General features: G+C 43.1%; 20 protein-coding genes and 1 riboswitch. Of the genes, 1 reads left to right on the top strand and 19 read right to left on the bottom strand.

Annotated features, from left to right (window positions below):
- Window positions 1-29: 29 nt before the first annotated feature.
- Together WMO31_RS10125 and WMO31_RS10120 are read right to left on the bottom strand one after the other, a co-directional pair.
- Window positions 30-428 (bottom strand): hypothetical protein, encoded by a 399-nt coding sequence (locus tag WMO31_RS10125; RefSeq protein WP_195230282.1) that lies wholly within the window; start codon window positions 426-428, stop codon window positions 30-32.
- Window positions 429-536: 108 nt separating this feature from the next.
- Entirely contained in the window at window positions 537-1,751 is a 1,215-nt protein-coding gene (locus WMO31_RS10120; protein ID WP_367999642.1) for a chloride channel protein, read from the bottom strand.
- A gap of 62 nt (window positions 1,752-1,813) precedes the next feature.
- Window positions 1,814-1,884, bottom strand: a riboswitch (Fluoride riboswitch).
- A gap of 176 nt (window positions 1,885-2,060) precedes the next feature.
- Between WMO31_RS10120 and bsh the strand changes: the two genes are divergently transcribed.
- Window positions 2,061-3,035, top strand: a complete 975-nt coding sequence (bsh, locus tag WMO31_RS10115; RefSeq protein WP_367999641.1) for a choloylglycine hydrolase — start codon at window positions 2,061-2,063, stop codon at window positions 3,033-3,035.
- A gap of 46 nt (window positions 3,036-3,081) precedes the next feature.
- Here the strand turns inward: bsh and WMO31_RS10110 are convergent, their stop codons facing one another.
- From WMO31_RS10110 to uvrC, 17 genes are all read right to left on the bottom strand, one after another.
- Window positions 3,082-3,270, bottom strand: a complete 189-nt coding sequence (locus WMO31_RS10110; protein ID WP_015523370.1) for a hypothetical protein — start codon at window positions 3,268-3,270, stop codon at window positions 3,082-3,084.
- Between the two features lie 17 nt (window positions 3,271-3,287).
- Window positions 3,288-4,475, bottom strand: a complete 1,188-nt coding sequence (gltS, locus tag WMO31_RS10105) for a sodium/glutamate symporter (RefSeq protein ID WP_021882948.1) — start codon at window positions 4,473-4,475, stop codon at window positions 3,288-3,290.
- A gap of 21 nt (window positions 4,476-4,496) precedes the next feature.
- Window positions 4,497-5,453 carry a TAXI family TRAP transporter solute-binding subunit gene (locus tag WMO31_RS10100; protein WP_367999640.1) on the bottom strand — a complete coding sequence of 319 codons (957 nt, stop codon included), beginning with the start codon at window positions 5,451-5,453 and terminating at the stop codon, window positions 4,497-4,499.
- A gap of 166 nt (window positions 5,454-5,619) precedes the next feature.
- Complete coding sequence (ftsZ, locus tag WMO31_RS10095) at window positions 5,620-6,726, bottom strand: cell division protein FtsZ (RefSeq protein ID WP_015523368.1); 1,107 nt, start codon at window positions 6,724-6,726, stop codon at window positions 5,620-5,622.
- Window positions 6,727-6,882: 156 nt separating this feature from the next.
- A complete protein-coding gene (locus WMO31_RS10090; protein WP_367999639.1) occupies window positions 6,883-8,274 on the bottom strand; it encodes a cell division protein FtsQ/DivIB in 1,392 nt (463 codons plus the stop codon).
- A 75-nt stretch (window positions 8,275-8,349) separates the two neighbouring features.
- Window positions 8,350-9,603, bottom strand: a complete 1,254-nt coding sequence (gene murA, locus WMO31_RS10085) for a UDP-N-acetylglucosamine 1-carboxyvinyltransferase (protein ID WP_367999638.1) — start codon at window positions 9,601-9,603, stop codon at window positions 8,350-8,352.
- Between the two features lie 62 nt (window positions 9,604-9,665).
- A complete protein-coding gene (gene murG / locus WMO31_RS10080) occupies window positions 9,666-10,787 on the bottom strand; it encodes an undecaprenyldiphospho-muramoylpentapeptide beta-N-acetylglucosaminyltransferase (protein WP_117881648.1) in 1,122 nt (373 codons plus the stop codon).
- Between the two features lie 62 nt (window positions 10,788-10,849).
- Window positions 10,850-12,106, bottom strand: a complete 1,257-nt coding sequence (locus tag WMO31_RS10075) for an FtsW/RodA/SpoVE family cell cycle protein (RefSeq protein WP_337606714.1) — start codon at window positions 12,104-12,106, stop codon at window positions 10,850-10,852.
- Between the two features lie 50 nt (window positions 12,107-12,156).
- The gene (gene mraY / locus WMO31_RS10070; RefSeq protein WP_046432013.1) at window positions 12,157-13,182 is read right to left on the bottom strand and encodes a phospho-N-acetylmuramoyl-pentapeptide-transferase; all 1,026 of its coding nucleotides are present in this window, start codon (window positions 13,180-13,182) and stop codon (window positions 12,157-12,159) included.
- Window positions 13,183-13,217: 35 nt separating this feature from the next.
- A complete protein-coding gene (locus WMO31_RS10065) occupies window positions 13,218-15,488 on the bottom strand; it encodes a penicillin-binding transpeptidase domain-containing protein (RefSeq protein ID WP_367999637.1) in 2,271 nt (756 codons plus the stop codon).
- A 133-nt stretch (window positions 15,489-15,621) separates the two neighbouring features.
- Complete coding sequence (locus tag WMO31_RS10060) at window positions 15,622-16,170, bottom strand: hypothetical protein (protein ID WP_021882939.1); 549 nt, start codon at window positions 16,168-16,170, stop codon at window positions 15,622-15,624.
- Between the two features lie 274 nt (window positions 16,171-16,444).
- Window positions 16,445-17,368 carry a 16S rRNA (cytosine(1402)-N(4))-methyltransferase RsmH gene (gene rsmH / locus WMO31_RS10055; RefSeq protein WP_117837733.1) on the bottom strand — a complete coding sequence of 308 codons (924 nt, stop codon included), beginning with the start codon at window positions 17,366-17,368 and terminating at the stop codon, window positions 16,445-16,447.
- Between the two features lie 10 nt (window positions 17,369-17,378).
- Complete coding sequence (gene mraZ / locus WMO31_RS10050; RefSeq protein ID WP_015523362.1) at window positions 17,379-17,798, bottom strand: division/cell wall cluster transcriptional repressor MraZ; 420 nt, start codon at window positions 17,796-17,798, stop codon at window positions 17,379-17,381.
- Window positions 17,799-18,243: 445 nt separating this feature from the next.
- Window positions 18,244-18,705, bottom strand: coding sequence for an ATP synthase subunit B family protein (locus WMO31_RS10045; protein WP_015523360.1), 462 nt, complete (start codon window positions 18,703-18,705; stop codon window positions 18,244-18,246).
- 57 nt (window positions 18,706-18,762) lie between these two features.
- Window positions 18,763-19,248 (bottom strand): pantetheine-phosphate adenylyltransferase, encoded by a 486-nt coding sequence (gene coaD / locus WMO31_RS10040; protein ID WP_015523359.1) that lies wholly within the window; start codon window positions 19,246-19,248, stop codon window positions 18,763-18,765.
- Window positions 19,245-19,793 (bottom strand): 16S rRNA (guanine(966)-N(2))-methyltransferase RsmD, encoded by a 549-nt coding sequence (rsmD, locus tag WMO31_RS10035; RefSeq protein WP_195230365.1) that lies wholly within the window; start codon window positions 19,791-19,793, stop codon window positions 19,245-19,247. The genes coaD and rsmD overlap by 4 nt, the downstream gene beginning before the upstream one ends.
- A gap of 146 nt (window positions 19,794-19,939) precedes the next feature.
- Entirely contained in the window at window positions 19,940-21,784 is a 1,845-nt protein-coding gene (gene uvrC / locus WMO31_RS10030) for an excinuclease ABC subunit UvrC (RefSeq protein ID WP_367999636.1), read from the bottom strand.
- Between the last annotated feature and the right edge of the window lie 64 nt (window positions 21,785-21,848).

Here is a 21,848-nt window from a genome sequence, read left to right as displayed (position 1 = left end):
TTTTTATTTATCGTGATTTTGTTCAAGCGTTACAGCTTGTAATTGTCCATAACCTTTTCCAAGGTCTTGTAATCACCATCGGAAATTTTATACACGGTTGAATTGTCTTTGTCAACACAGATTTTGTCAGCACCGCCGACACTGATATTGTGGGTAACAATTCCGTCTTTGCGTGTTTCAATAAGGATTCCGCCGTCAAACTCACCGCTTGTACCGCCTGTTTCGGCTGATTGCAGAATATTCTTGACCGTCTTGAAATCAACCTCGCCAAGCACGGCGGTTGACTCGTCCGACATTACGACGGTTATTTCATCAACATCGGAAAAATTAACCTTGTCTGTAATTTTCGTATCACCGCAACCGCAAAGCATTACCGCAACGGATAACATCATCACAAAAGCCAAACAAACCGCTCTGAATTTTTTCATATAATCTCCCCCACAACTAACTATTGATTATGAGAAAAGTTTAAATAACAATTTTCGCAAAGTCAACGCCTAAATACACCGACTTACACTTTGCTCAAGCCTATTGCGTCACTTCTTTTGAAAATGAAAAAGGCTTTTATCAACCGGGAATTTTTGCGACGGATAAATTGTTGTATTGCCGGATGCGATAAAACTGATGAGGACTGCAAGCACAAAATACGGGGCGGCAGACGCACCGAAAACTTCTATACCGAGAACGATTGCTGTAATAGGTGTGTTGATTGCTGCGGCAAAAACACATACAAATCCGATTGCCGCAAAAAATGTGGGATCAAATCCGCAGACGCATCCGAACCAACTGCCGAATGACGCACCCATATCAAACATAGGAGTAACCTCTCCTCCCTGAAATCCTGCACCGAGGGTGAGTACGGTCAAAAGATATTTTGCCGGCATATCGTACCATTTTGCATCGCCCTTAAAGGCGGTGTGCTGCATCCATGTGCTTAAGCCCTCAAAATCGTTAAGTCCCAAAGCGAAAATTAAAAGGCTGACGATTGCCGCACCTACTGCTGCTGCAAGAAGGTAGTTCTTGAAAATTTTTGAGTATGCAAGTTTTACATACTTTATTCCGAGTGCAAACAGCTTGCCGATTAAGCCGAGGCAAACTGCCGCAATTAAAAACACAAAAAGAAATCTTGCGTCAAAATCGGGGATTGACGAGATTGCATATCTTTGATGTTTAAAGCCGAGAAGCTGTGTAACAAAATTTGCAAGATATGAACACGCAAAGCACGGAATTACCGTACCTGCCGACAATCTTCCGACACAGCAGACTTCCATTCCGAAAAATGCACCTGCAAACGGTGTGCCGAAAACCGAACCGAATGCAGAGCTGATTCCGCTGAGAACGATTGTACTTCGGTCATTATTTTTAAAGCCGAGATAATCGGCAACATTACTTGTCAGCGAACCGCCAATCTGAACGGCAGTTCCCTCTCTGCCGACAGAACCGCCGAAAAGATGGGTTATGCAGGTAAATATAAATGTCAACGATGCAAGTCGCTTTGGCACTTTTTCACCGTCATTTGCACTCTCAATAATAATGTTGTTGCCCATTGAAGACTTTCCACCGATACGCTTATATACAAAAGCGGTCACAATACCTGCTACGGGCAAAAAGATATAGCACAGCGGAAAGAAGCTCCTGAAATCTGCCGCATAATCAAGACATTTCAGAAACGCAAACGATATGAGTCCCATCACAACGGAACAGCACAGAGATGTTGCAAGCACCTTAAAATCAACAAATTTGTTCTTCATAAATTTCCTCCTCAAAATTTCCGCACAAAGAACATCGCATAAAAAAAGCCAATGCCCCTGTTCAAAAAACAGAAGTCATCAGCAAAAGCGGTTTCGACAAAAGCCGTGGGAGAACCTCATTCCCATTCATATTGACATATCATTCATATCGACATATATAGTATATACCGAGCAGGTTAATTTTTCAAGTGATTTCGACAATTTTTGTAATTTTCCAAAAATCACCTTGCAATCATTTTGTTTAAGCAGTATGATACTCTATACCAAGCGGAAGAATATTTATTATTAAAAGAATCGGAGGCTGATGATATGTGTACAGCGGCAACATATAAAACAAAAGACTTTTACTTTGGCAGAACGCTTGATTATGAATTTTCATACGGTGACGAAATTACAATTACTCCACGAAATTTTCCGTTTAAGTTCCGCCATACAAACGAATGCAACAGCCACTTTGCGATGATTGGCATGGCTCACATTGCAGACGGTTATCCGCTCTATTACGACGCAATGAATGAAAAGGGCTTGTGTATGGCAGGACTAAATTTTGTGGGCAATGCCGTATATTTTGAACCGAAAAACGGCAAGGAAAATATTGCACAATTTGAGTTCATTCCGTATATACTTTCACATTGCGACAGCGTTTTGCAGGCAAGAAAAAAGCTTGAAAACCTTAACATAACAAATACGCAGTTCAGCGACAGGCTCCCCTGTGCTCAATTGCATTGGATTATTTCCGACAGAAACGAATCGCTTACAGTTGAATCGACAAATGACGGACTCAAGGTCTATGACAACCCTGTCGGTGTGCTGACAAACAATCCGCCGTTTGACATTCAGATGTTCATGCTCAACAACTATATGTCACTCTCACCAAAGCAACCCGAAAACAACTTCGGCAAAAGTGCCGAGCTAACCACATACAGCCGTGGAATGGGTGCAATCGGACTGCCGGGCGACCTTTCATCCGCATCCCGTTTTGCAAAGGTTGCGTTCACAAAGCTTAACTCCGTTTCTGGTGACAGCGAGAGCGAAAGCGTGAGCCAGTTTTTCCACATTCTCGGTTCTGTTGACCAGCAGAAAGGTTGTTGTGAGGTTGCAGACGGAAAGTATGAAATCACACTTTACACCTCCTGTTGCAATGCCGACAAGGGAATCTACTACTACACCACCTACAACAATCACCAAATTTGTGCGGTTGATATGCACAAAATCGACCTTGACATGGCCGAACTTACCGCATACACACCCATTACGGAAGGTAAGGTTTTATTTCAAAATTAAATACAAAAATTTCAGCCGTACACTTTTAAAATGTACGGCTGTTGTTTTATTTATTGTCTTTCTTCTGTTTTTTATGCTTATGCTTTTTGAGATGAACCTCGGGAACAGCGACAGTATCATAAACAACCGTGCTGTCTGTGTTATCCTCGGCAACATCATTCTGCTTTACTTTGCCCGTGTGAATCTCGGGAAAAGCAAGGTTTTCGGAATCAAATGTAAATTTCCTGTCCTTCATAATACCTGCCTCCGATTCTAAATGCAATTTATAAAGAATGTTATCGTCAGACTGTTCAGGAAGTCGGCAAACAAACTGCCGACAATCGGAACAATAAGATAAGCCTTTACGGACGGTGCGTATTTTTCGCAGATTGCCTGCATATTTGCCATTGCATTTGGCGTTGCGCCCATACCAAAACCGCAAGTACCTGCCGCAAGAACAGCTGCATCGTAATCTCTGCCCATAATGTTGAACACAACAAAATATGTGAAAATGAACATAAGAACAACCTGACCTGCAAGAAGTATAATAAGCGGAAGCGCAAGGTCGGCAAGCTGCCAAAGCTTGAGTGTAATCATAGCAATACCGAGGAAAAGTGAGAGACATATACCGCCGAGGTCGTTAATCTCGCCCATATGAATAGTGATTTTACCCGTGTATTCACCGATATTTCTCATAATTGCGGCAACAATCATTGCACCGATATAAATCGGGAATGTCATGCCCGTAAGTGAAAGCAAATCTGAAACAACCGTACCGAGTCCGACCGCTATAATCAGCTGAAATACTGCCGGAGCATACATTGAAAAATGTCGTTCGTGCTTTTCTTCTTCTTCAACAAGAAGGCTGTCGTCCTCTGTTTTGATCGTAGCAATAAGGTTGTGCTTTTTAATAAGTCTGTTTCCGACAGGTCCGCCCATGAGTGAGCCTGCGATAAGACCGAATGTTGCAGCGGCAGTACAAACAGTTGTCGCACCCTGAACGCCGAAATCCTCAAGTACAGGACCGAAAGCGCCCGCCGTACCGTGACCGCCTACCATAGGAATTGAACCCGTCGTCATACCCGTGAGCGAGTCAAGTCCGATCAAATTTGCAAGTCCGATTGCAGAGAAATTCTGCATTACAATGAGCATAATTACAAGAAACAAAAATACGATAAGGGATTTGCCTCCGCTTTTCAGTACCTTGAGATTCGCCTGAAATCCGACTGAGGTAAAGAAAAACACCATGCAGACTTCCTTTAGAGTATCATCAAAATCAATTACCGCAACACCTGTCATATAGAGAACCAGCGTAAGAATTGCAAAAAGCAAACCGCCGATTACAGGTGCGGGTATACAAAATTTCTGCAAAAACGATATACGCTTTTTCAGAAATGCACCGGCCATCAGAACAATCACGGCAACTGCGATTGTCTGATACATATCAAGAGTTATATTCAATCAGCACCAATCCTTTCGCAGTTATCCTGCTGTTTTTACTGTTATTCCTCTTTCGGAATAATATTCTGCCGCACCCTTGTGAAAAGGAATTTTAACACCTTCAACGGCTTTTTCAAGTGTTATGTCAACATCCGCCGAAACAGTCAGCTGAAGTTCCTGCGCATTGTCAAAGACAAGCTGTGTAAGTTTCTTCACCTGTTCGTCTGAAAGTCTGTCGTTCACAATCAGAACAGCCTTTACCGCAACTGTGCCGACTTCATCACTCTGCCCGTTGTAAGTGTTTTTCGGAATTTTGCAATTAACATAGCTGTAAGCGTTTTTAAGCTTTTTAACAGCTGCATCATCAATTCCTATAAGCTTGATATCACATTGCTTTGAAAGTTCCTCAACAACTGTTGCATTAAGTCCGAGTGTAAAGAATGCCGCATCAATTTCGCCGTTCTGTAACTGTTTTGCGGCATCGGCATAATTAAGATTTTTTTCCTTAACCATTTTTGAGTTAAGCCCGTATGCCGAAAGAATCTGCTTTGCGTTAAGCTCCGAACCCGATTCTTCTTCACCTATGCTCACGGTTTTGCCGAGCAAATCATCAACACTGTTAATATCAGAATCTTTTCTTACAACGATATGACAAGCCTCTGTAAACATACCTACAACAGCGCTGTAGCCCTCAAGACTGCCGGATTTTTCAAAATTATTTTCGCCGTTAAATGCGTCGTGTGCAATGTCGGACTGAACAATTGCAGCGTCAAGATAATTCTGTGAGAGCAAGCGAACATTTGCCGCAGAACCGGCTGTTGTCTTTGTTTCAATTTTCAGAATGCCGTCAGCATCGGCAATCGACTTTATCGAATTTGCCGCTTCGTTATAAATTCCGCCGGTACCTGCCGCACCGAATCGGATTGTTTCACCGCCTGATGAACAGCTGCACAAAAGAACAGTCATCAAGGCAATCAAAAGTGCAAGTAGTTTTTTCATTTTTCCGCCTTCTTTGCTTTTGGATTTCGCTCAAAAAAAGAGAAATTGTAAAAGCACAAAAGCTCACAATTCCCCTTTATTCCGTTCAAATTATACCATAACGGAATTGCTGTTGTCAAACGAAAAGGCACTCCAGAAAAGGAGTGCCTCATTACATCAGAATGTATTACTTGTTGAAAATTGACATAATATCATAGAAGGTATCGTCGTCATCATCAGTCTTGTCCTTTGTTGTTGACTTTGGCTCTTCCTTAGCCGCAACAGGAGCTGACGCTGATGAAACTGCGTCCGTAAGATTCTTCTTAGCAATCTGACCGTCTGCGTTAAAGCCGGTTGCAATAACCGTCACGCTGATAGCATCTTCCATTTTATCGTCAATAACAGCACCCCAAATGATGTTTGCATCATCTGAAACCTTATCCTTAATCATTGTTGATGCGGCATCGATATCATCAAGACTAACATCGGCAGATGCTGTGATGTTGATAATAAGACCCTTTGCGCCGTCAATTGAAGTTTCAAGAAGCGGACTTGAAATAGCCATATCTGCGGCAACGGTAGCCTTGTCCTTGCCTGTTGCACTGCCCATACCCATGTGAGCGTAGCCTGCGTCCTTCATTACGGAAGTAACATCGGCAAAGTCGAGGTTTACAAGACCCGGGAGAAGGATAAGATCAGAAATACTCTGAACACCCTGTCTGAGAACATCATCGGCAATAGCAAATGCGTTTTGGAGAGTGATGCTTGTATCCGAAACATACTTGAGTCTTTCGTTAGGAACGATGATAAGCGAGTCAACACAGGCAGAAAGCTCTGCAATACCCTGCTCAGCCTGAGTCATTCTTCTCTTGCCTTCAAAAGCAAACGGCTTTGTAACAACGCCGACTGTAAGAATGCCCATATCCTTTGCGATTTTGGCAACTACGGGAGCAGCGCCTGTACCTGTACCGCCGCCCATGCCGGCAGTAACAAATACCATATCCGTATCCTTGAGAAGTGCTGCGATTTCATCTCTGCTCTCCTCGGCTGCCTCCTGTCCGATCTGTGGCATAGAGCCTGCGCCCTTACCTCTTGTAAGCTTTTCGCCGATCTGAATCTTCTGCGAAGCCTTTGAAAGTCTTAAAACATGTTCATCTGTATTTATTGCGATAAATTCAACATTCTTAACCTCGGTCGCAACCATGCGATTAACAGCGTTTCCGCCGCCTCCGCCGACACCGATCACTTTAATTTTAGGCATATACTCGTTTTCCAATTCCAGTTCAAAAGCCATTTTTTCGTCCTCCTTATATATTGACAACTTTCAGTCAGAAATCATTATTCTTCATAGTACACAATTATACTATCTTATACTATCATACTTTTTTCAAAATAGCAATGCTTTTCAGCCGTTTTTCTGCAAAATTATACGGAAAATTCTGCTGAAAAATTACTCGCCCGTATAGGCGCCGTCTGCATTGCCGTTGTCATAGGTACCGTTATCATAGTTATTATAGCTGTTATTGCCGTAATAACCCGTGTCACCGCCCGAATATGTTCCGTCATCCCATGTGTAGTTGTCTGTGTAGCCGTCACCCGTATCGGCTGAAGAATCAGCCGCCTGCGTTGTTGCCTGTGTGGTTGCCTGTGTTGCGGCTGTGGGCTGGGTTGCGGCAGGTTTGTAGTGAGAAATTTTTGATGTACTGCAAGCCGAAACATCAAGCGTTCCTGCAACAAGTCCCGTGTTGTTCGGGTCAAGCTTTTCGTTGATGATTGTCATTGCAGTTCTGATTTTATAGTCGATATCATCGGGAAGTCCGATGTTAATGTCAATCCTTCCGTCATAAACGAGCTTTATGTTTGCCGTGTCGGTAACATCAAAGCCTGTGATATTCTTAACCTTGTTGTTGATAAGGCTCTGCGAAACATCTTCGAGAATATCGGGAACATTTGCGTCGCTGAATGACACGTACTGTCCAACCTCTTTGGTCTTGATGTCGCCGCAGGTGAGTTCGGGAAGCTTGTCCTTATTTTCGGAAATTTCCTCAAGGATTCTGCCCTTTGAGCTTACAAGCAGATAACCGTTACCGTTTGGAATAACATATGACGGTGTTGCGTCAACAACAGTAATTGTTATTGTGTCCGGAATGTTAAAGCTTACGCTTGCGCTTTCGATATACGAAAGATTCTTGACAATCTTGTCCGATGTATTGTACATTGCACCCATGAAGATGTTCTCCTGATATTCAACACCGCTGAATGCAATTATCTGTTTTTCGTCATAATACTTGTCCCCCACAACCTCAATTTTTTCGGTTTTAAAAAGGACTGTAAGGCTTAGTATAACACCGATTATAAGCACTGCCGCAAAAATTGAACTGTACAATGCGATTCTCCTGTGCTTAATCTGAGTGCTCGTCAGAGATTTTTTTCTTCTGCGAATTACTTCACGCTCCTGAGCACGGATTTCCTTTGCACGCTTTTCCTGTTTTTGCTTTTCTCCGAATTCGTCAACATAATAGCCGTCTTCATAATCCTTTGGTTTAAGGTTCTTGATTTTAGCCTTGCCTTTTCTCCTGAATTTTTCTTCACGGCTCATATTTTCGACTTGTCTTTGTGATTCCTGCTCTTCTTTTTGCTTGAGAAAAGCCTCCTCAATTTTACTTTTTGGAGCTTTTTTCTGCTGTTCCTTTTTCGGATTGGGGGATTTTTTAGCTCTCTTATCCTGCTTTGCTTTTTCCTTATGATACTTTTCTGCCTGCTTTGCGGCATTTTTACGCTGTTTTTTAAGACTCTTTCGCTCTTTTGATGTAAGCGGTCTTCTGTCTTTACCGTCGCTCAAAGCAAATCCTCCCTTCGTTTATGTTATCTGCCGAGGGCGGAAATCCGCCCTGCGACAGTTAAAAATCTGATTACCCTAAATTTTCTTGATATCTGCCCCGATTGATGTAAGAGTAGACTCAATACACTCGTAGCCTCTTTCAATATACTCCACGCCGCCGATTTCGGTTTTGCCCTCTGCACAAAGGCCTGCAACAACAAGTGCCGCTCCTCCTCGCAAATCGGGAGCTTCAACCGACGCACCGTAAAGAATTCCCACACCCTCTGCAACGGCAACCTTGCCCTCTGTCTTAACGGCTGCACCCATTCTGACAAGCTCAGGGATGTGTCTGTATCTGTTTTCAAATATATTTTCAACAAAAACCGTTGTTCCGTCTGCAACACACGCTGTTGCAAGCAAGGGCGCCTGTGCGTCTGTGGGAAAGCCCGGGAACGGCATCGTTCTGATTGTTTTCATTGATTTAAGTCTTTCGGGAGCGTTTATCTCAAGATTTCCGTCCGAAATTCTTATCTTGCACCCTGCATTTTTGAAGATTGGAATAAGTGCCGCAAGGTGGGACGAAATTATTCCGTTAAGTATAATTTTTGAACCCGTTACGGCGGCACAGCTCATCAGCGTTGCGGCAACGATTCTGTCCGGAATGATTGTGTGGACAGAGCCGCAGAGAGAGCTTACACCCTCAATGACGACAACACCCTCGCCTGCTCCGGAAATATCGGCACCGCAGGAATTGAGATAATCCGCAAGGTCGCAGATTTCAGGTTCACGGGCGGCATTGATGATTGTTGTAGTGCCTTTTGCAAGACAGGCGGCAATCATAATATCTTCCGTTGCACCCACACTCGGGAACGAAAGCGTTATCTTTGTTCCGCAAAGTCCGTTTGGAACGCAACATTCAAGATAGCCGTGCTTTTCACGAATATCCGCCCCCATCTCCCGAAGTGAATTGAGATGCAAATCAATCGGTCTTGAACCAATTTCACATCCGCCGGGGAACGAAATTCTCGCCCTTCCCGTTCGTGCTAGGATTGCACCGAGAAAAACAATTGAACTCCTTGTTTTACGCATCAATTCAACGGGAACATCAAAGCGGTTGATATCGTCACATTTTACGAGAAGTGTTTTATCACAGCGTGTGACGGCACAGCCGAGATACCGAAGAATGTTGACAGATGCGTCAACATCGGAAAGCGAAGGACAATTGTGGATTACATTTTCACCTTTTGTAAGAATCGAGGCGGCAATAATCGGCAAAGCGCTGTTTTTTGCCCCCTGAACTTCAACCTCTCCGTCAAGCTTTTTGCGTCCTGTAACAAGCAGTTTTGACACAATAACACCCTCTCAAAAAGAATACCCTTCTATTCTATGAGAAAGCGTTATAAATGTTACCGTTACACAAGTCCGAGAACTTTTTTGACTACCGAATAAATTCTTTCGTTGGCATCAGTAATTGCCATTTTGCGTGAATTTTCGCTGTACTTCTCAAGCTTTTCGGGATTGAGAAGCATTTTGTCAGTTTTACGCATAAGAGCCGCACCCGTGAGGTCTTTTTCCTCAATAATGTCAGCCGCACCTGCATTCACAAGTGCCATTGCGTTGTGATACTGGTGATTTTCGGCAACATTAGGTGACGGGATAAGGATTGCCGGTTTGCCCATAGCCTGAATTTCGCTGAGTGTAATTGCACCTGCACGGCAGATTACAAGGTCTGCCGCCGCCATGCAAGTCGGCATATTATCAATATACGGTCTTATATCAAGATTTGAACAATCGGCAATGTCAGTACCCTTTTCCTCAACGAGCTGCGGAAACCAGTCGCCGTAACTGCCGTATGCGTGAATGTGCTGATATCTGCCGTCAATACCGCTTCTTGCAACAAGGTCTGCAACAGCTTCATTTATTTTTCTTGCTCCGAGGCTTCCGCCGAACGAAAGCACTACGGGACGGTTGTCAAGCCCGAGTTCTTTTCTTGACTCTTCTTTTTTTGCCGTGAGGATTTCCTGTCTTACAGGATTTCCGGTAATGACAAAATCAACATTTTTGTCAAAATACTTTTTTGCGTCCGGAACGGCAAGCATTACCTTTTTGACGCTCTTTGCAAGCATTTTATTTGTAATGCCCGGATATGCATTCTGCTCGTGAATAATGCACGGAATACCCATTTTTGCGGCTGTTCTGATAACGGGACCCGAAACATATCCGCCTGTTCCGATACAGATATCAGGCTTGAATTCGGCAATTATTTTCTTTGCCTCTCTTGAAGAAGTGAAGGTTCTTGAAACTGTCTTAACATTTTCAAGCATACTCTTGGGAGAAAAGCTCCTCTTAAATCCGCTGATCGTGATTGACTTAATATCAAAACCGGCTTGCGGAACAAGTCTTTGCTCCATTCCGCCACGGTTGCCGATAAACAAAAATTCGGCATCATTTCTTTTATTCTTTATATATCCGGCTATTGCAAGTGCAGGATTTATGTGTCCTGCCGTGCCGCCGCCTGCAAGCAATACTTTCATAATTTTCTTACCTTTCTTTTGAAAATTCTGCAAAACTCATGCAGGAGAAAACTATTTTTAAATTATTGTCTTTCGATATTTGCCGTTCTGGAAATTGAAAGCACAAGTCCCATCTGGGCAAGCAGCATAATAAGCGAACTGCCGCCGTAGCTGAAAAACGGAAGGCTGATACCCGTGTTAGGCAGCCAGTCTGTGATAACGAGAATATTCAGCACAACCTGAATGCCGATCTGTGAGGTAAGACCGATACCGAGAAGTTTGCCAAACTTATCCTTTGCACGAAGTGAAAGTGTGATACCTCTCCACACAAGAAGTGCAAAAATAAGGAGAATCATAAGTGCGCCCACAAGACCGAGCTCCTCAACAACAACGGCAAAGATAAAGTCGTTCTGCGGCTCAGGAATATAGAGGTACTTCATTCTTGACTGACCGAGACCAAGTCCCCAAAGTCCGCCAGAACCGATTGCATAGAGTGAATTTCGGGTTTGATATGTAGTCCACCACATTTCGTCCGTTGTATATTCAAGCGCCTGACCCCAACCGTCAAGACGGCTCATAGCATAGGACAGGCTGTTTGTGACGGCAAGTATAAGCACTACTCCGACAATAAGTCCAAGACCGATTCCGAGATACTTTGTCTGCATTCCACCGATATAAAGCATTACAACCGAAAGAATGCCGATGATTACGATACCCGAATAGTGCGGTTCAAGAAAAAGCAAAAGTGCTGTTGAACCGAAAACAATTATACCCGGCAAAACGCTGTAACGGGCAAACTGCATTTTGTTATAGTATTTACTGCACCAATGTGAGAAGAAAAGGATAATTGCAAACTTTGCAATCTCAGAAGGCTGAACATTGAAAATTCCAAGAGGAATCCATCTTTTTACGCCTTCGGAACCCGGCAGTACAAGAACCACAAGCAGGCACAAATACGAAATTGCAAGAACAATCGGTGCGATTTTGTGAAGTTTATTATAGTTAAAGAACGAAAGGAAAAACATTATGCCCACGCCGATAGCGGCAAAAATGAGCTGTCTTACAAGGTAATAATAGCTGTCGCCCTGATTGTAATAAGCATAGGCATAGCTTGCAGAAAACATCATAATCATACCGATAGTGAGAAGTACAAGAATGATTATGCAAAACGGAAGGTCAAGTCCCATGCCAACGGAAAACAGCTTTCCTTTTTTCATCTTTCTCTGACGAGTAGGACGGACAAAAAACTTTTCTTCCCTGATCTTCTGCTCCGAGTAAACCTCTTCATCATATATTCTGTTTACATCAGCTTTAAGCATCATTCTTTTTTGTGGAGCCAAAGACCGTTCCTCCCTTAAAATTTATTTTAAACAAGTATTTCTGCGTTTATTTATGCACCAAAATATGCAAGTGCAAAAGCTATTGCACCGAAAACTGCGGTTACTGCACTGAACACACCGACAATCTTAACCTCGCTCCAACCGCACATTTCAAAGTGGTGATGGATAGGGCTCATCTTGAAAAGACGCTTGCCGTGTGTAATTTTGAAGTAGCTGACCTGAAGAATAACGGAGAGCTCCTCAACAATATAGATAATTCCGATCGGAATAAGAAGAATAGGCATATCAATTGCAAAAGCAAGAGCACATACAAGACCGCCGAGGAAAAGTGAACCCGTGTCGCCCATAAACACCTTTGCAGGGTGAAAGTTCCATACAAGGAATCCGAGACAGGCACCCGCAGATGCGGCGCTCATGGCTGTTATGCCGAGATAGCTCTTTACGCAGGCGATAAGCATAAATGCAACACACGCAAAGAATGTTACCGAACCGTCAAGACCGTCAATACCGTCTGTAAGGTTTACCGAGTTTACGATACCAACGATTGCAACGGCGGCAATAATATAATAGAAAAATCCGAGGTCAACCTTGCCGACAAAAGGAATAGTTGTTGTTGTACCGTAGCCTGCAATTGCCAGAACTGCAAGAAAAGCGGCGGCAACAAGGAACTGGAGAATCAGCTTTTGTGACGCTGTAAGACCGAGGTTACGCTTTTTTACAACCTTGATGTAATCATCAATAAAGCCGATAAAACCGTTTGCAACCGCAAGACCGAGTCCGCAGAAAATGAACATACATTCTCTTGGAATGTCTGCAAAGAATGAATTTACCAAATCAGCGCCTGTAAAAGCATATATAACTGTGCTGATCATTGTGACAACCACAATTGCAACGATGAACATTATACCGCCCATTGTGGGAGTTCCCTGCTTACCCTTGTGCCACTTAGGACCTTCCTCAAGAATTGTTTGACCAAAATGGAGCTTGCGAAGGTATGGAATCAAAAACTTGCCTGTAACGGCTGAGATTATAAAAGCAAGCAAAGCCGCACAAAATGTCCATATTCCGTAAATCATAGTTATCTTTCCTTTCAGACTAATAAATATTTTTGTTATTCGTTGAGTGTTGAAGAGGAATCCGCAAAAGATACCGTTATTACCGTACCGGGGCTAACCGAAGTTCCCGCCTCAATGTTCTGTGATGAGCTTGTTCCGGAGGATGTTGTTGCACCCGAGAAGCTGACATTCAATCCGTAGGCACTTGCAACATTGTTCACCTCATCGGGAGAAAGACCGATAAGACTCGGAACACTTACTGTTTCCGACTGGCTGTCGCTGTCTGTGTAGAGGACAATACTGCCGCCCTTCTGAAGTCCTGACGATACGGTCGGAATCTGTGAAATTACAGTTGAACCGTTACCCTTTACGGTTGCCGTAAAGCCGTCAGCCTCAACAGCTGTTTTAGCCTCGTCAACGCTGACTCCTGTGTAGTCGCCCGCAGATGCGTCAACATAACCGAGTTCCTCGTCTGTGTATGATGTCTTAACATCAAGATAAGGAAGAACCTCGCTCATAATATTGATAAATACAGGTGCCGAAACCTGTGAACCGTAGTAGGCATCACCGTCGGGAGTATCAAAGAATACAAGCATTGCAATCTGCGGGTCGTCTGCCGGAGCAAAACCGCAGAATGATGAGATATAGTCCTCAGAAAATGAGCTTTCAACCTTTGTTACACCCTTTTTTTCAGATGTACCTGTTTTACCGGCTACCTTGTAGCCTGAAATATAACCTGCGGCAGCACCCTGTCTTTCTGTGTTATATTCAAGGTATTCATTCATCTTCTTGGATGTATCGTCTGAAATAACCTGTCTTTTGATTTTTTCATCAACAGTCTTGATTACATTGCCCTTTGAGTCTGTGATTTTTGAAACCACATGAGGCTGAACAACATAACCGCCGTTTGAAACAGCCGCACAGGCTGTGATCATTTGAATAGGAGTGATCGAGAAGTTCTGACCGAATGATGCAACCGCAAGGTCAACACCGCCCATTTTGCCTTCTTTCCAAAAGCTGTCCTCTGCCTCACCCGGGAGGTCGATTCCTGTTTTTTCGCTGAAACCGAATCCCTGATAATACTGACGGAACTTGCTTGCACCGAGCATCTGACCAATCTGGACAAATGCAGGGTTACATGAGTTTGAAATTGCCTCAACAAAGCTCTGTGTTCCGTGACCTGATATATTTGAACAATGAATGGTTTCGCCCTCAACCAAAATTGAACCCGTACAGGTAAATGATGTTTTTTCATTTACAAGGTTTTCTTCAAGAGCCGCTGACGCAACGCACATCTTAAATACAGAACCGGGCATATATGTGTCGGCAACAGCCTTGTTTCTCCACATATTGCTGAGAGCCGCACTTTCTGCCTCCGCCTGTTTCTTTTTTGGAGTTGATTTGATTTTCTTCTTATCCTTTGCCGAAAGCTCATAAGGATTGTTAAGATCGTAGCCGTCTGTTGTTACCATTGCAAGGATTGCGCCTGTGTTTACATCCATTGCAATGCAGACGCCCTTGTTAAGAACATTGTTGTCCTCAACACCCTTTTGCATATATTTTTCACAAATTGACTGAATTGTTTCATCAATTGTGAGATACACATTGTTGCCGTCCTCAGATTCAACATTCTGTTCGTATCGGAACGGCATATCCGTACCTCTTGCATTCTGTGCCGTGATAATTCGACCGGGAGTACCCGACAGATAGCTGTCATATTCGTACTCGATACCCTCAAGGCCCTGATCGTCACTGCCCGTAAAACCGATTACGGAAGATGCAAGGCTATTTTTCGGGTAATATCTCTTGTAATCGTCAAGCAGCTGAATAACACCCGAACAGCTGTAATCCTTTTTCAGAGTGTCAATAAGCTGAAGGACCTTTTCACGCTCATCCGACTCGATTCTTCTTTTGACAACAACATAATGGCTCTGCTGTTTTGTATCGTCAAGCACATCGTTGTATTCAAGGTCAAAAATTTCCGAAAGACCTTTTGCGGCAGCCTGACGCTGTTTGTCATTCTTAAAGTTGACAGGCGACATTACCACCTGCCAAACCGATGCGCTTTCGGCAAGAACATTGCCGTTTGCGTCATAAATTGTTCCTCGTTTTGCGGAAACAGTTGTGTCGGCAAGCTGAAGGTCAACAGCCGACTCCTGAAGTTCACTGCTCTGAACGGTGGTGAGGTATGTAAGTCTTAAAACAGCCGCACCGAAGCCAAGCACAAGTATGAGTAAAATCAATATTGCGGTACGCTGTCTCAGTCTTTGTGCAGGTCCCTTTTCGGCACGCTTTTTTGAGTTGTTTTTTGATCCTGGTGATTGCAATGTAAAGCTCCTTTCACCGCAAAATAGTGTCCGTTACGCTCCGTGTCAATCCGCATATATACCGAAAAAAGAGTCAAGACGCAGTCTTAACTCTCCATTCTTTCATAACATATCTATTAAATTAATCTAAATGTTATGACCAAAGATTCTGTACCGAACTCCAGAACTGTGTAAAGAGATTGTCACTTTCCTGACTTGCAGAAACCTCTGCTTTATCTCCGCCTGCAAGGGTAACAAATTCTTTCTGTGTGTTCGTAGCCTTGGTCATACCGAGTGTATCCTCGGCATACTTTTCAATATCCGATGTTGAAAGCTTTGATTCAAGCTTCATCTGTGTCTGTGTGTAAACGCTCTGTGCATTTGCAAGAGTTTCTTTAGCCGTAATAACTTCCTGATTAAGCTCGGTAAGTCTTACCTGTCCGACAATTATGATGCCGATTATGATTGTCGCTGCAGCACCGCTCACTGTTCCGAGAGCGATTTTAAACTTGTTATGTCTGCGGCGTCTGTTCTTCTGAAGTTCCTCCTTCGGAAGACTTACAACATTGTTTTTTCTTCTTTTTCTTTCCTGCTTTTTATGTACTTCTTCTTTTCTTTCAGGAGCGGCTGAACCCGGAACATAGTCGCTGCTGTCATCAAAAAGACTCAAATCATAAGCTGCATTTCTGTTTTCATAAGCCATTAAACGCACCCGATGCCTTTCTATATCAATTTCATAAAACACACATTTTTGCTTTATTTTTCGATAAAACAAAAAAGTTTCAAATCTTTAACAAATTTATAAAATACACACAACACACAATCAATCCGATTTTATCGGACATATATTTCAAAGCCATACATTTTGTTATTAACAAACACGAAAGCACAATTGCTTGTGTCTGTAATAATCTTTACAACTTTGTTATATTTTACTACAAACAGGCAGTTTTGTCTATAGTCACAGAGAATTTTTTTTAAATTTTTTCGCATATTCTCAACTTTGCACTTCTTGCTCTCGGGTTGTTCCTCAATTCTGTTTCATTTGCACAAACCGGCTTTCTTACAACAAGCTTAGCCTTTGGCTTGTTTCCGCAAACACACACGGGAAAATCCTTTGGACAGGTACAGCCCTGACACCAAGATGCCATTTTCTGTTTTACGATCCTGTCCTCAAGCGAATGGAAGGTAATAACTGCAAGCCTTCCGCCGCTTCCGAGAAGTTCAAATGCACCGTCAAGACCTCTTTCAAGAACTCCGAGTTCATCGTTTACCGCAATTCTCAAAGCCTGAAAGCTTTTTCTCGCAGGATGTCCGTCACGGCGGACACGCTGTGGAACATTTTCTTTTATAATTTCCGCAAGCTCAAGGGTAGTTTCAATCGGCTTTTCGGCTCTTGCCTTTACGATTCCGTTTACAATTGCACCGGCAAATTTTTCTTCGCCGTAAACGCTGAGGATTCGTCTTAACTCACCTGCGGGGAGAGTGTTGACAAGCTCTGCGGCTGTAGTTCCGCTTTGGCTCATTCTCATATCGAGAGGTGCGTCCTCATGGAAGGAAAAACCCCTTTCGGCTGTATCAAGCTGATGAGATGAAACACCGATGTCAAGCAGAACACCGTCAACTCTGCCCACTCCTCTTGAATGAAGAAGGCTCACCATATTGGCAAAATTACCCTTGATAATTATTGAATTTTCGTTTTTCTTAAAACGCTCTGTCAGCGTCAGTATTGCATCGGGATCCTGATCAATCGAAATGAGCTTGCCCGTAGTAAGTCGACTGAGGATTTCACTGCTGTGACCGCCTCCGCCCGCTGTGCCGTCAACATAAATGCCGTTTTCCTTAACAGCAAGAGCGTCAACAGCCTGCTCAAGAAGGACAGGAATATGAGAAAATTCCATAACAACCTCCTTAAAGCTTTAACTCCTTGAGAGCAAGTGCAAGATTTTCATTCTGAGAAGCAACATAGTCCTCATAATTTTTCTTGCTCCAGATTTCGAGTCTGTTTGTCATACCGATAACTACCGCATCGCCTTCAATCTCGGCAAACTCACGCAGGGACTGCGGAATAATCACCCTGCCCTGTGCGTTGGGAGTAACCTCAACCGCAGTAGCGTTAAAGGTGTATTGAACAGCCATGGAGAGGTTTGCGGGAAGTGCAAGAATCTTCTCGCACATTGCGTTGAACTGTTCGCTTGACATAACCTGAATGCACTTGTTGCCGAAGCCTCGTGCAAGATAGTATGTTTCGCCGAGCTGTTCACGGAACTTTGCGGGCAGTACAATTCTTCCTTTTGCATCAATAGAATGATTTGTCATTCCCGAAAACATCTGCCCACCTCCATACACTTTTCTTCAGAAACCGTCACTCTGTGGTTTTAAAAGTCACCGAATGACACCTTCTGACACCTTTTGTCTTATTATAAACCATAGGTGCAAAAAAATCAATATCAAAGTTACGAAAAAACAAATAATATTTACAAATCATTTCAAATGCTTTCAACTTTGAAACCATATTTTTTCGTAAAAGAATATTATGCCCAAAAAAGCTGATTTCACAAAGGGTTTCACCCATTCCATAGCAAAAACAGCAGTCTTAAAAATTACAAAACGCACCGCACGGGTTACAAAAGCCGACATTATTTTTATATTTTTCAACCGCAGATTCCGCAAGCATTCGTTTCAGTGTCATAATGTGACACAACACATACGATAAAAACGGCATAAAAAAAGAACAGGCTCATATTGAGTCTGTCCTTTATAAGCTAAATTTAAATCAGCCCTGCTTTTTCTGTGAGCTGACTATGTTTGCATGAGTCTTTCTGAGAGCCTCAAGCTGTGTTGCAACGCCCTCTTCCGTGCGTTTCATAATGCTGTCAACATACACATTCGCAGCTTTTCTGATTTCTGCCGATTTTTGCTTTGCATCGTCAACAATTTCCTTAGCCTTTGCCTGAGCCTCACGAACGAGCTCGTTCTGGTTAAGCATAGCCTTTTTGCGTTCCTCGGCACTTCTGATTATATTCTCTGATTCACGGTTAGCCTCGGCAAGAATCTGCTTTCTGTCAGCGACAATATTCTTTGCCTGTCTTACCTCTGCCGGCATAGCGTCCTGAATCTGATCGAGAATATCATAAATCTCATCACTGCTCACCATTACCTTGCCACCCGAAAACGGCATTGACTTAGCGGCACTGATAACATCCTGAAGCTGTAAAATCAAATCCTCAACTTTCATTTCTGTCCACTCCTTATATGTTTGGTTTAATCCACCTTTAATTAAAAAATCAAACGCTTATTTATTTTTCAGTCTTTCCACAATTCTGTCATGGATACACGCAGGAACAAAATTACTGATGTCACCGCCCATTGAGGCAATTTCACGAACCATGCTCGAGCTGAGATACATTGAATCCGCCTCAGCCGTTAAAAACAGGGTTTCAAGGTTCGGATTCAGCTTTTTGTTGGTGAGCGCCATCTGAAATTCATATTCAAAGTCAGTTACCGCTCTGAGTCCCTTAACAATTGCGTCCACACCGTGATCCTCACAATACTGTGCAAGCAAACCGTTGAAGCCTACTATTTCAACATTATCGAGATGCTCGGTAACTTCCTTCAAAAGTTCAATTCTCTCATCGATTGAAAAAATCGGTTTTTTTGAAGAATTGACAAGCACGCCCACGATTACACGGTCAAAAAGCTTTGACGCTCTCGTGATAACATCAAGGTGTCCGAGCGTTACGGGATCGAAACTTCCCGGACAAATCACTGTTTTGTTCATCTTTGAAAATCCTTATGTCTGAATGTAGTTATTTTTATTTTACCATAGCGATACTGTCTGTCAAGTACAAAATCACCGTAATTCGACAAAATTTCTTCGTCAAGAGGATTTTCCGCAATGATTACACCCGTATCGTTCATAGCCTCGGGAACAAGTTCAAGGGCATCCTGCAGCATTCCCGTTCTGTATGGCGGATCGAGAAATGCAATGTCAAAACGCTGTGAATTCATCGAAAGAAAGCTGTGAAAATCCATTGCAAAAACCTTTGCCGAGTTTTCAAACTTAGTAGCCTTGAGGTTTCTTTTTACCGTTTCAAGCGATTTTTTTGCATTGTCAACAAAGCTTGCCGACTTTGCACCTCTGCTCAAAGCCTCAATACCCATTTGTCCCGAGCCTGCAAAAAGGTCAAGAAAGTTTCTGCCCTCGGTTTCAAACTGAATAATTGAAAAAACAGCCTCTTTAATTCTGTCGGTTGTCGGTCTTACATCTTCACCCTCAAGGGTTTCGAGTCGTCTGCCTCTTGCGGAGCCTGTAATAACTCTCATAAAACGCACGCAGCCTTTCCGCCTGCAAAATCATAAAACAACACCGCAAGCAGGCATACGGCATTACCGAAAAGTTGAATTTCAAACAATTGTTTAAAACTGCAAATTTTAGTATAACACATTAAAAGATAATTTACAACAATATTTTACTCTGTTTTGTTTTCATCCTGCGGATGATAGTATTTATACACCGCAAGTGCGGCGTCCTTTGTCATTTTAGGAGCGTTTTCAAGCTCTGCAAGGTCTGCGTTTGAGATGTTTTCAATCGTTCTGAAATACTTAAGAAGGGACCTTGCTCTGACTTCGCCTATACCCTCAATGCCTGTAAGCGAGCTTTTGAATGTATTTTTACTTCGTCTTGAATGGTGATAGCCGATTGCAAAGCGGTGAACCTCGTCCTGCATTTTTGCAAGGAACGCAAACAGCGACCGTCCGGGACTTAGCGCAATTTCTCCGCCCTCGCCCGTTACGGCACGGGTTCTGTGCTTATCGTCCTTTACAAGACCGAACAGCGGAACATCAATATTCTTACTCTGCAAAACCTCTTTTACAGCCGCAACCTGACCTTTACCGCCGTCAAGCAGGATAAGGTCGGGCAATTTTCCAAAGCCCTCGTCCTCATCGGGATTTTTATAATATTCGTCAAATCGTCTTGTCAGAACTTCCGCCATGGATGCGTAGTCATCCTGTCCTTCAAAGCCTTTGATTTTAAACTTTCTGTAAGCCGATTTGAGTGGTTTGCCGTTTTTATAAACAATCATACCCGCAACATTTTCCGTGCCTGCAAGGTTTGAAATATCGTAGGATTCGATATATTCGGGCAGTTTTTTAAGTCCGAGCAAATCACGCAGTTCTTCAAGCACATTGTACTCACGAACGGTTGCGCCCTTTTTCTGTGCAAGGGTTTCTGCGGCATTCGATTTGCACATTGCCACAAGTTGCGCCTTGTCGCCCCTCTGCGGAACCGTTATGCCGACCTTACTGCCGTGCTTTTGCGAGAGCCATTCGGCAATTTCTTCCATGCCGTCAAATTCCCTGTCGATTGCAATGCTCTTTGGCACACTGTCACGCAGAGTGTAATATCGCAGTAAAAATTCTTCGGTTTCGGATTCACTTTCACCGCTGTCAAACACAAAGCTTTCACGGTCAAATAACCTTCCGCCTTCAAATCGAAATACCTGATAACAGGTTTTGCCGTCATCCGAAAAGCCTGCAATAACATCGCCGTCATCAATTTTTGTTGCAACAACCTTTTGCTTGTCGCTCATTTTACGGACGGATTTTATTATATCTCTGATTGACGCCGCCCTTTCAAATTCAAGATTTTCTGCGGCTGTTTCCATTTCTTCGGTCAGCTTTTTGATTGAATTTGTTGAACCGCCACGCAAAAATTCAAGTGCACGGTTAAGATTTTCGTTGTAATCTTTAAGCCTTACTCTGCCTGTACACGGAGCCATGCATTGCTTTATGTGGTAGTTAAGGCAAGGTCTGCCCTTTCCGCAATCTCTCGGAAACTGCCGGTTGCAGGTTGGGAGCATAAAGATTTTGTTGGCTTCCTCAACGGCATTTTTTACATAGTAACTGCTCTTGTACGGACCGATGTATTCCGCTCCGTCATCCTTTTTCTGCAATGTATATGACAGCTTTTTCCAATCACCCGAGCTGATTCTTATATAGCTGTAGCCCTTGTCGTCTTTAAGCAGAATATTATACTTCGGGGTATGTTGTTTGATAAGACTGCATTCAAGAATGAGTGCCTCAAACTCGCTGTCCGTGATGATATATTCAAAATCATCGACATTATCAACCATTCTGCGAACCTTTTCGGCATGGTTATTCTGCGAACCGAAGTATTGGCTGACTCTGTTTTTAAGAGCCTTTGCCTTGCCGATATATATAATTTTTCCGCTTTTGTCGTGCATGATGTACACACCCGGCAACAGAGGAAGTGCCATTGCTTTTTTGCGAAGCTGTGACATTTTCGGATTCACAAAATCACCGCCTTTTACGATTTCAGATTAATTTGAGAGAAACAAAAAAGAGGCGGAAAAACCG

It is taken from the genome of Ruminococcoides intestinale (assembly GCF_040095935.1).
GTDB classification, from domain to species: Bacteria; Bacillota; Clostridia; order Oscillospirales; family Acutalibacteraceae; genus Ruminococcoides; species Ruminococcoides intestinale.
Note: the sequence above shows the minus strand (reverse complement) of the source record. Positions and strands in the feature narration are given on the sequence as shown.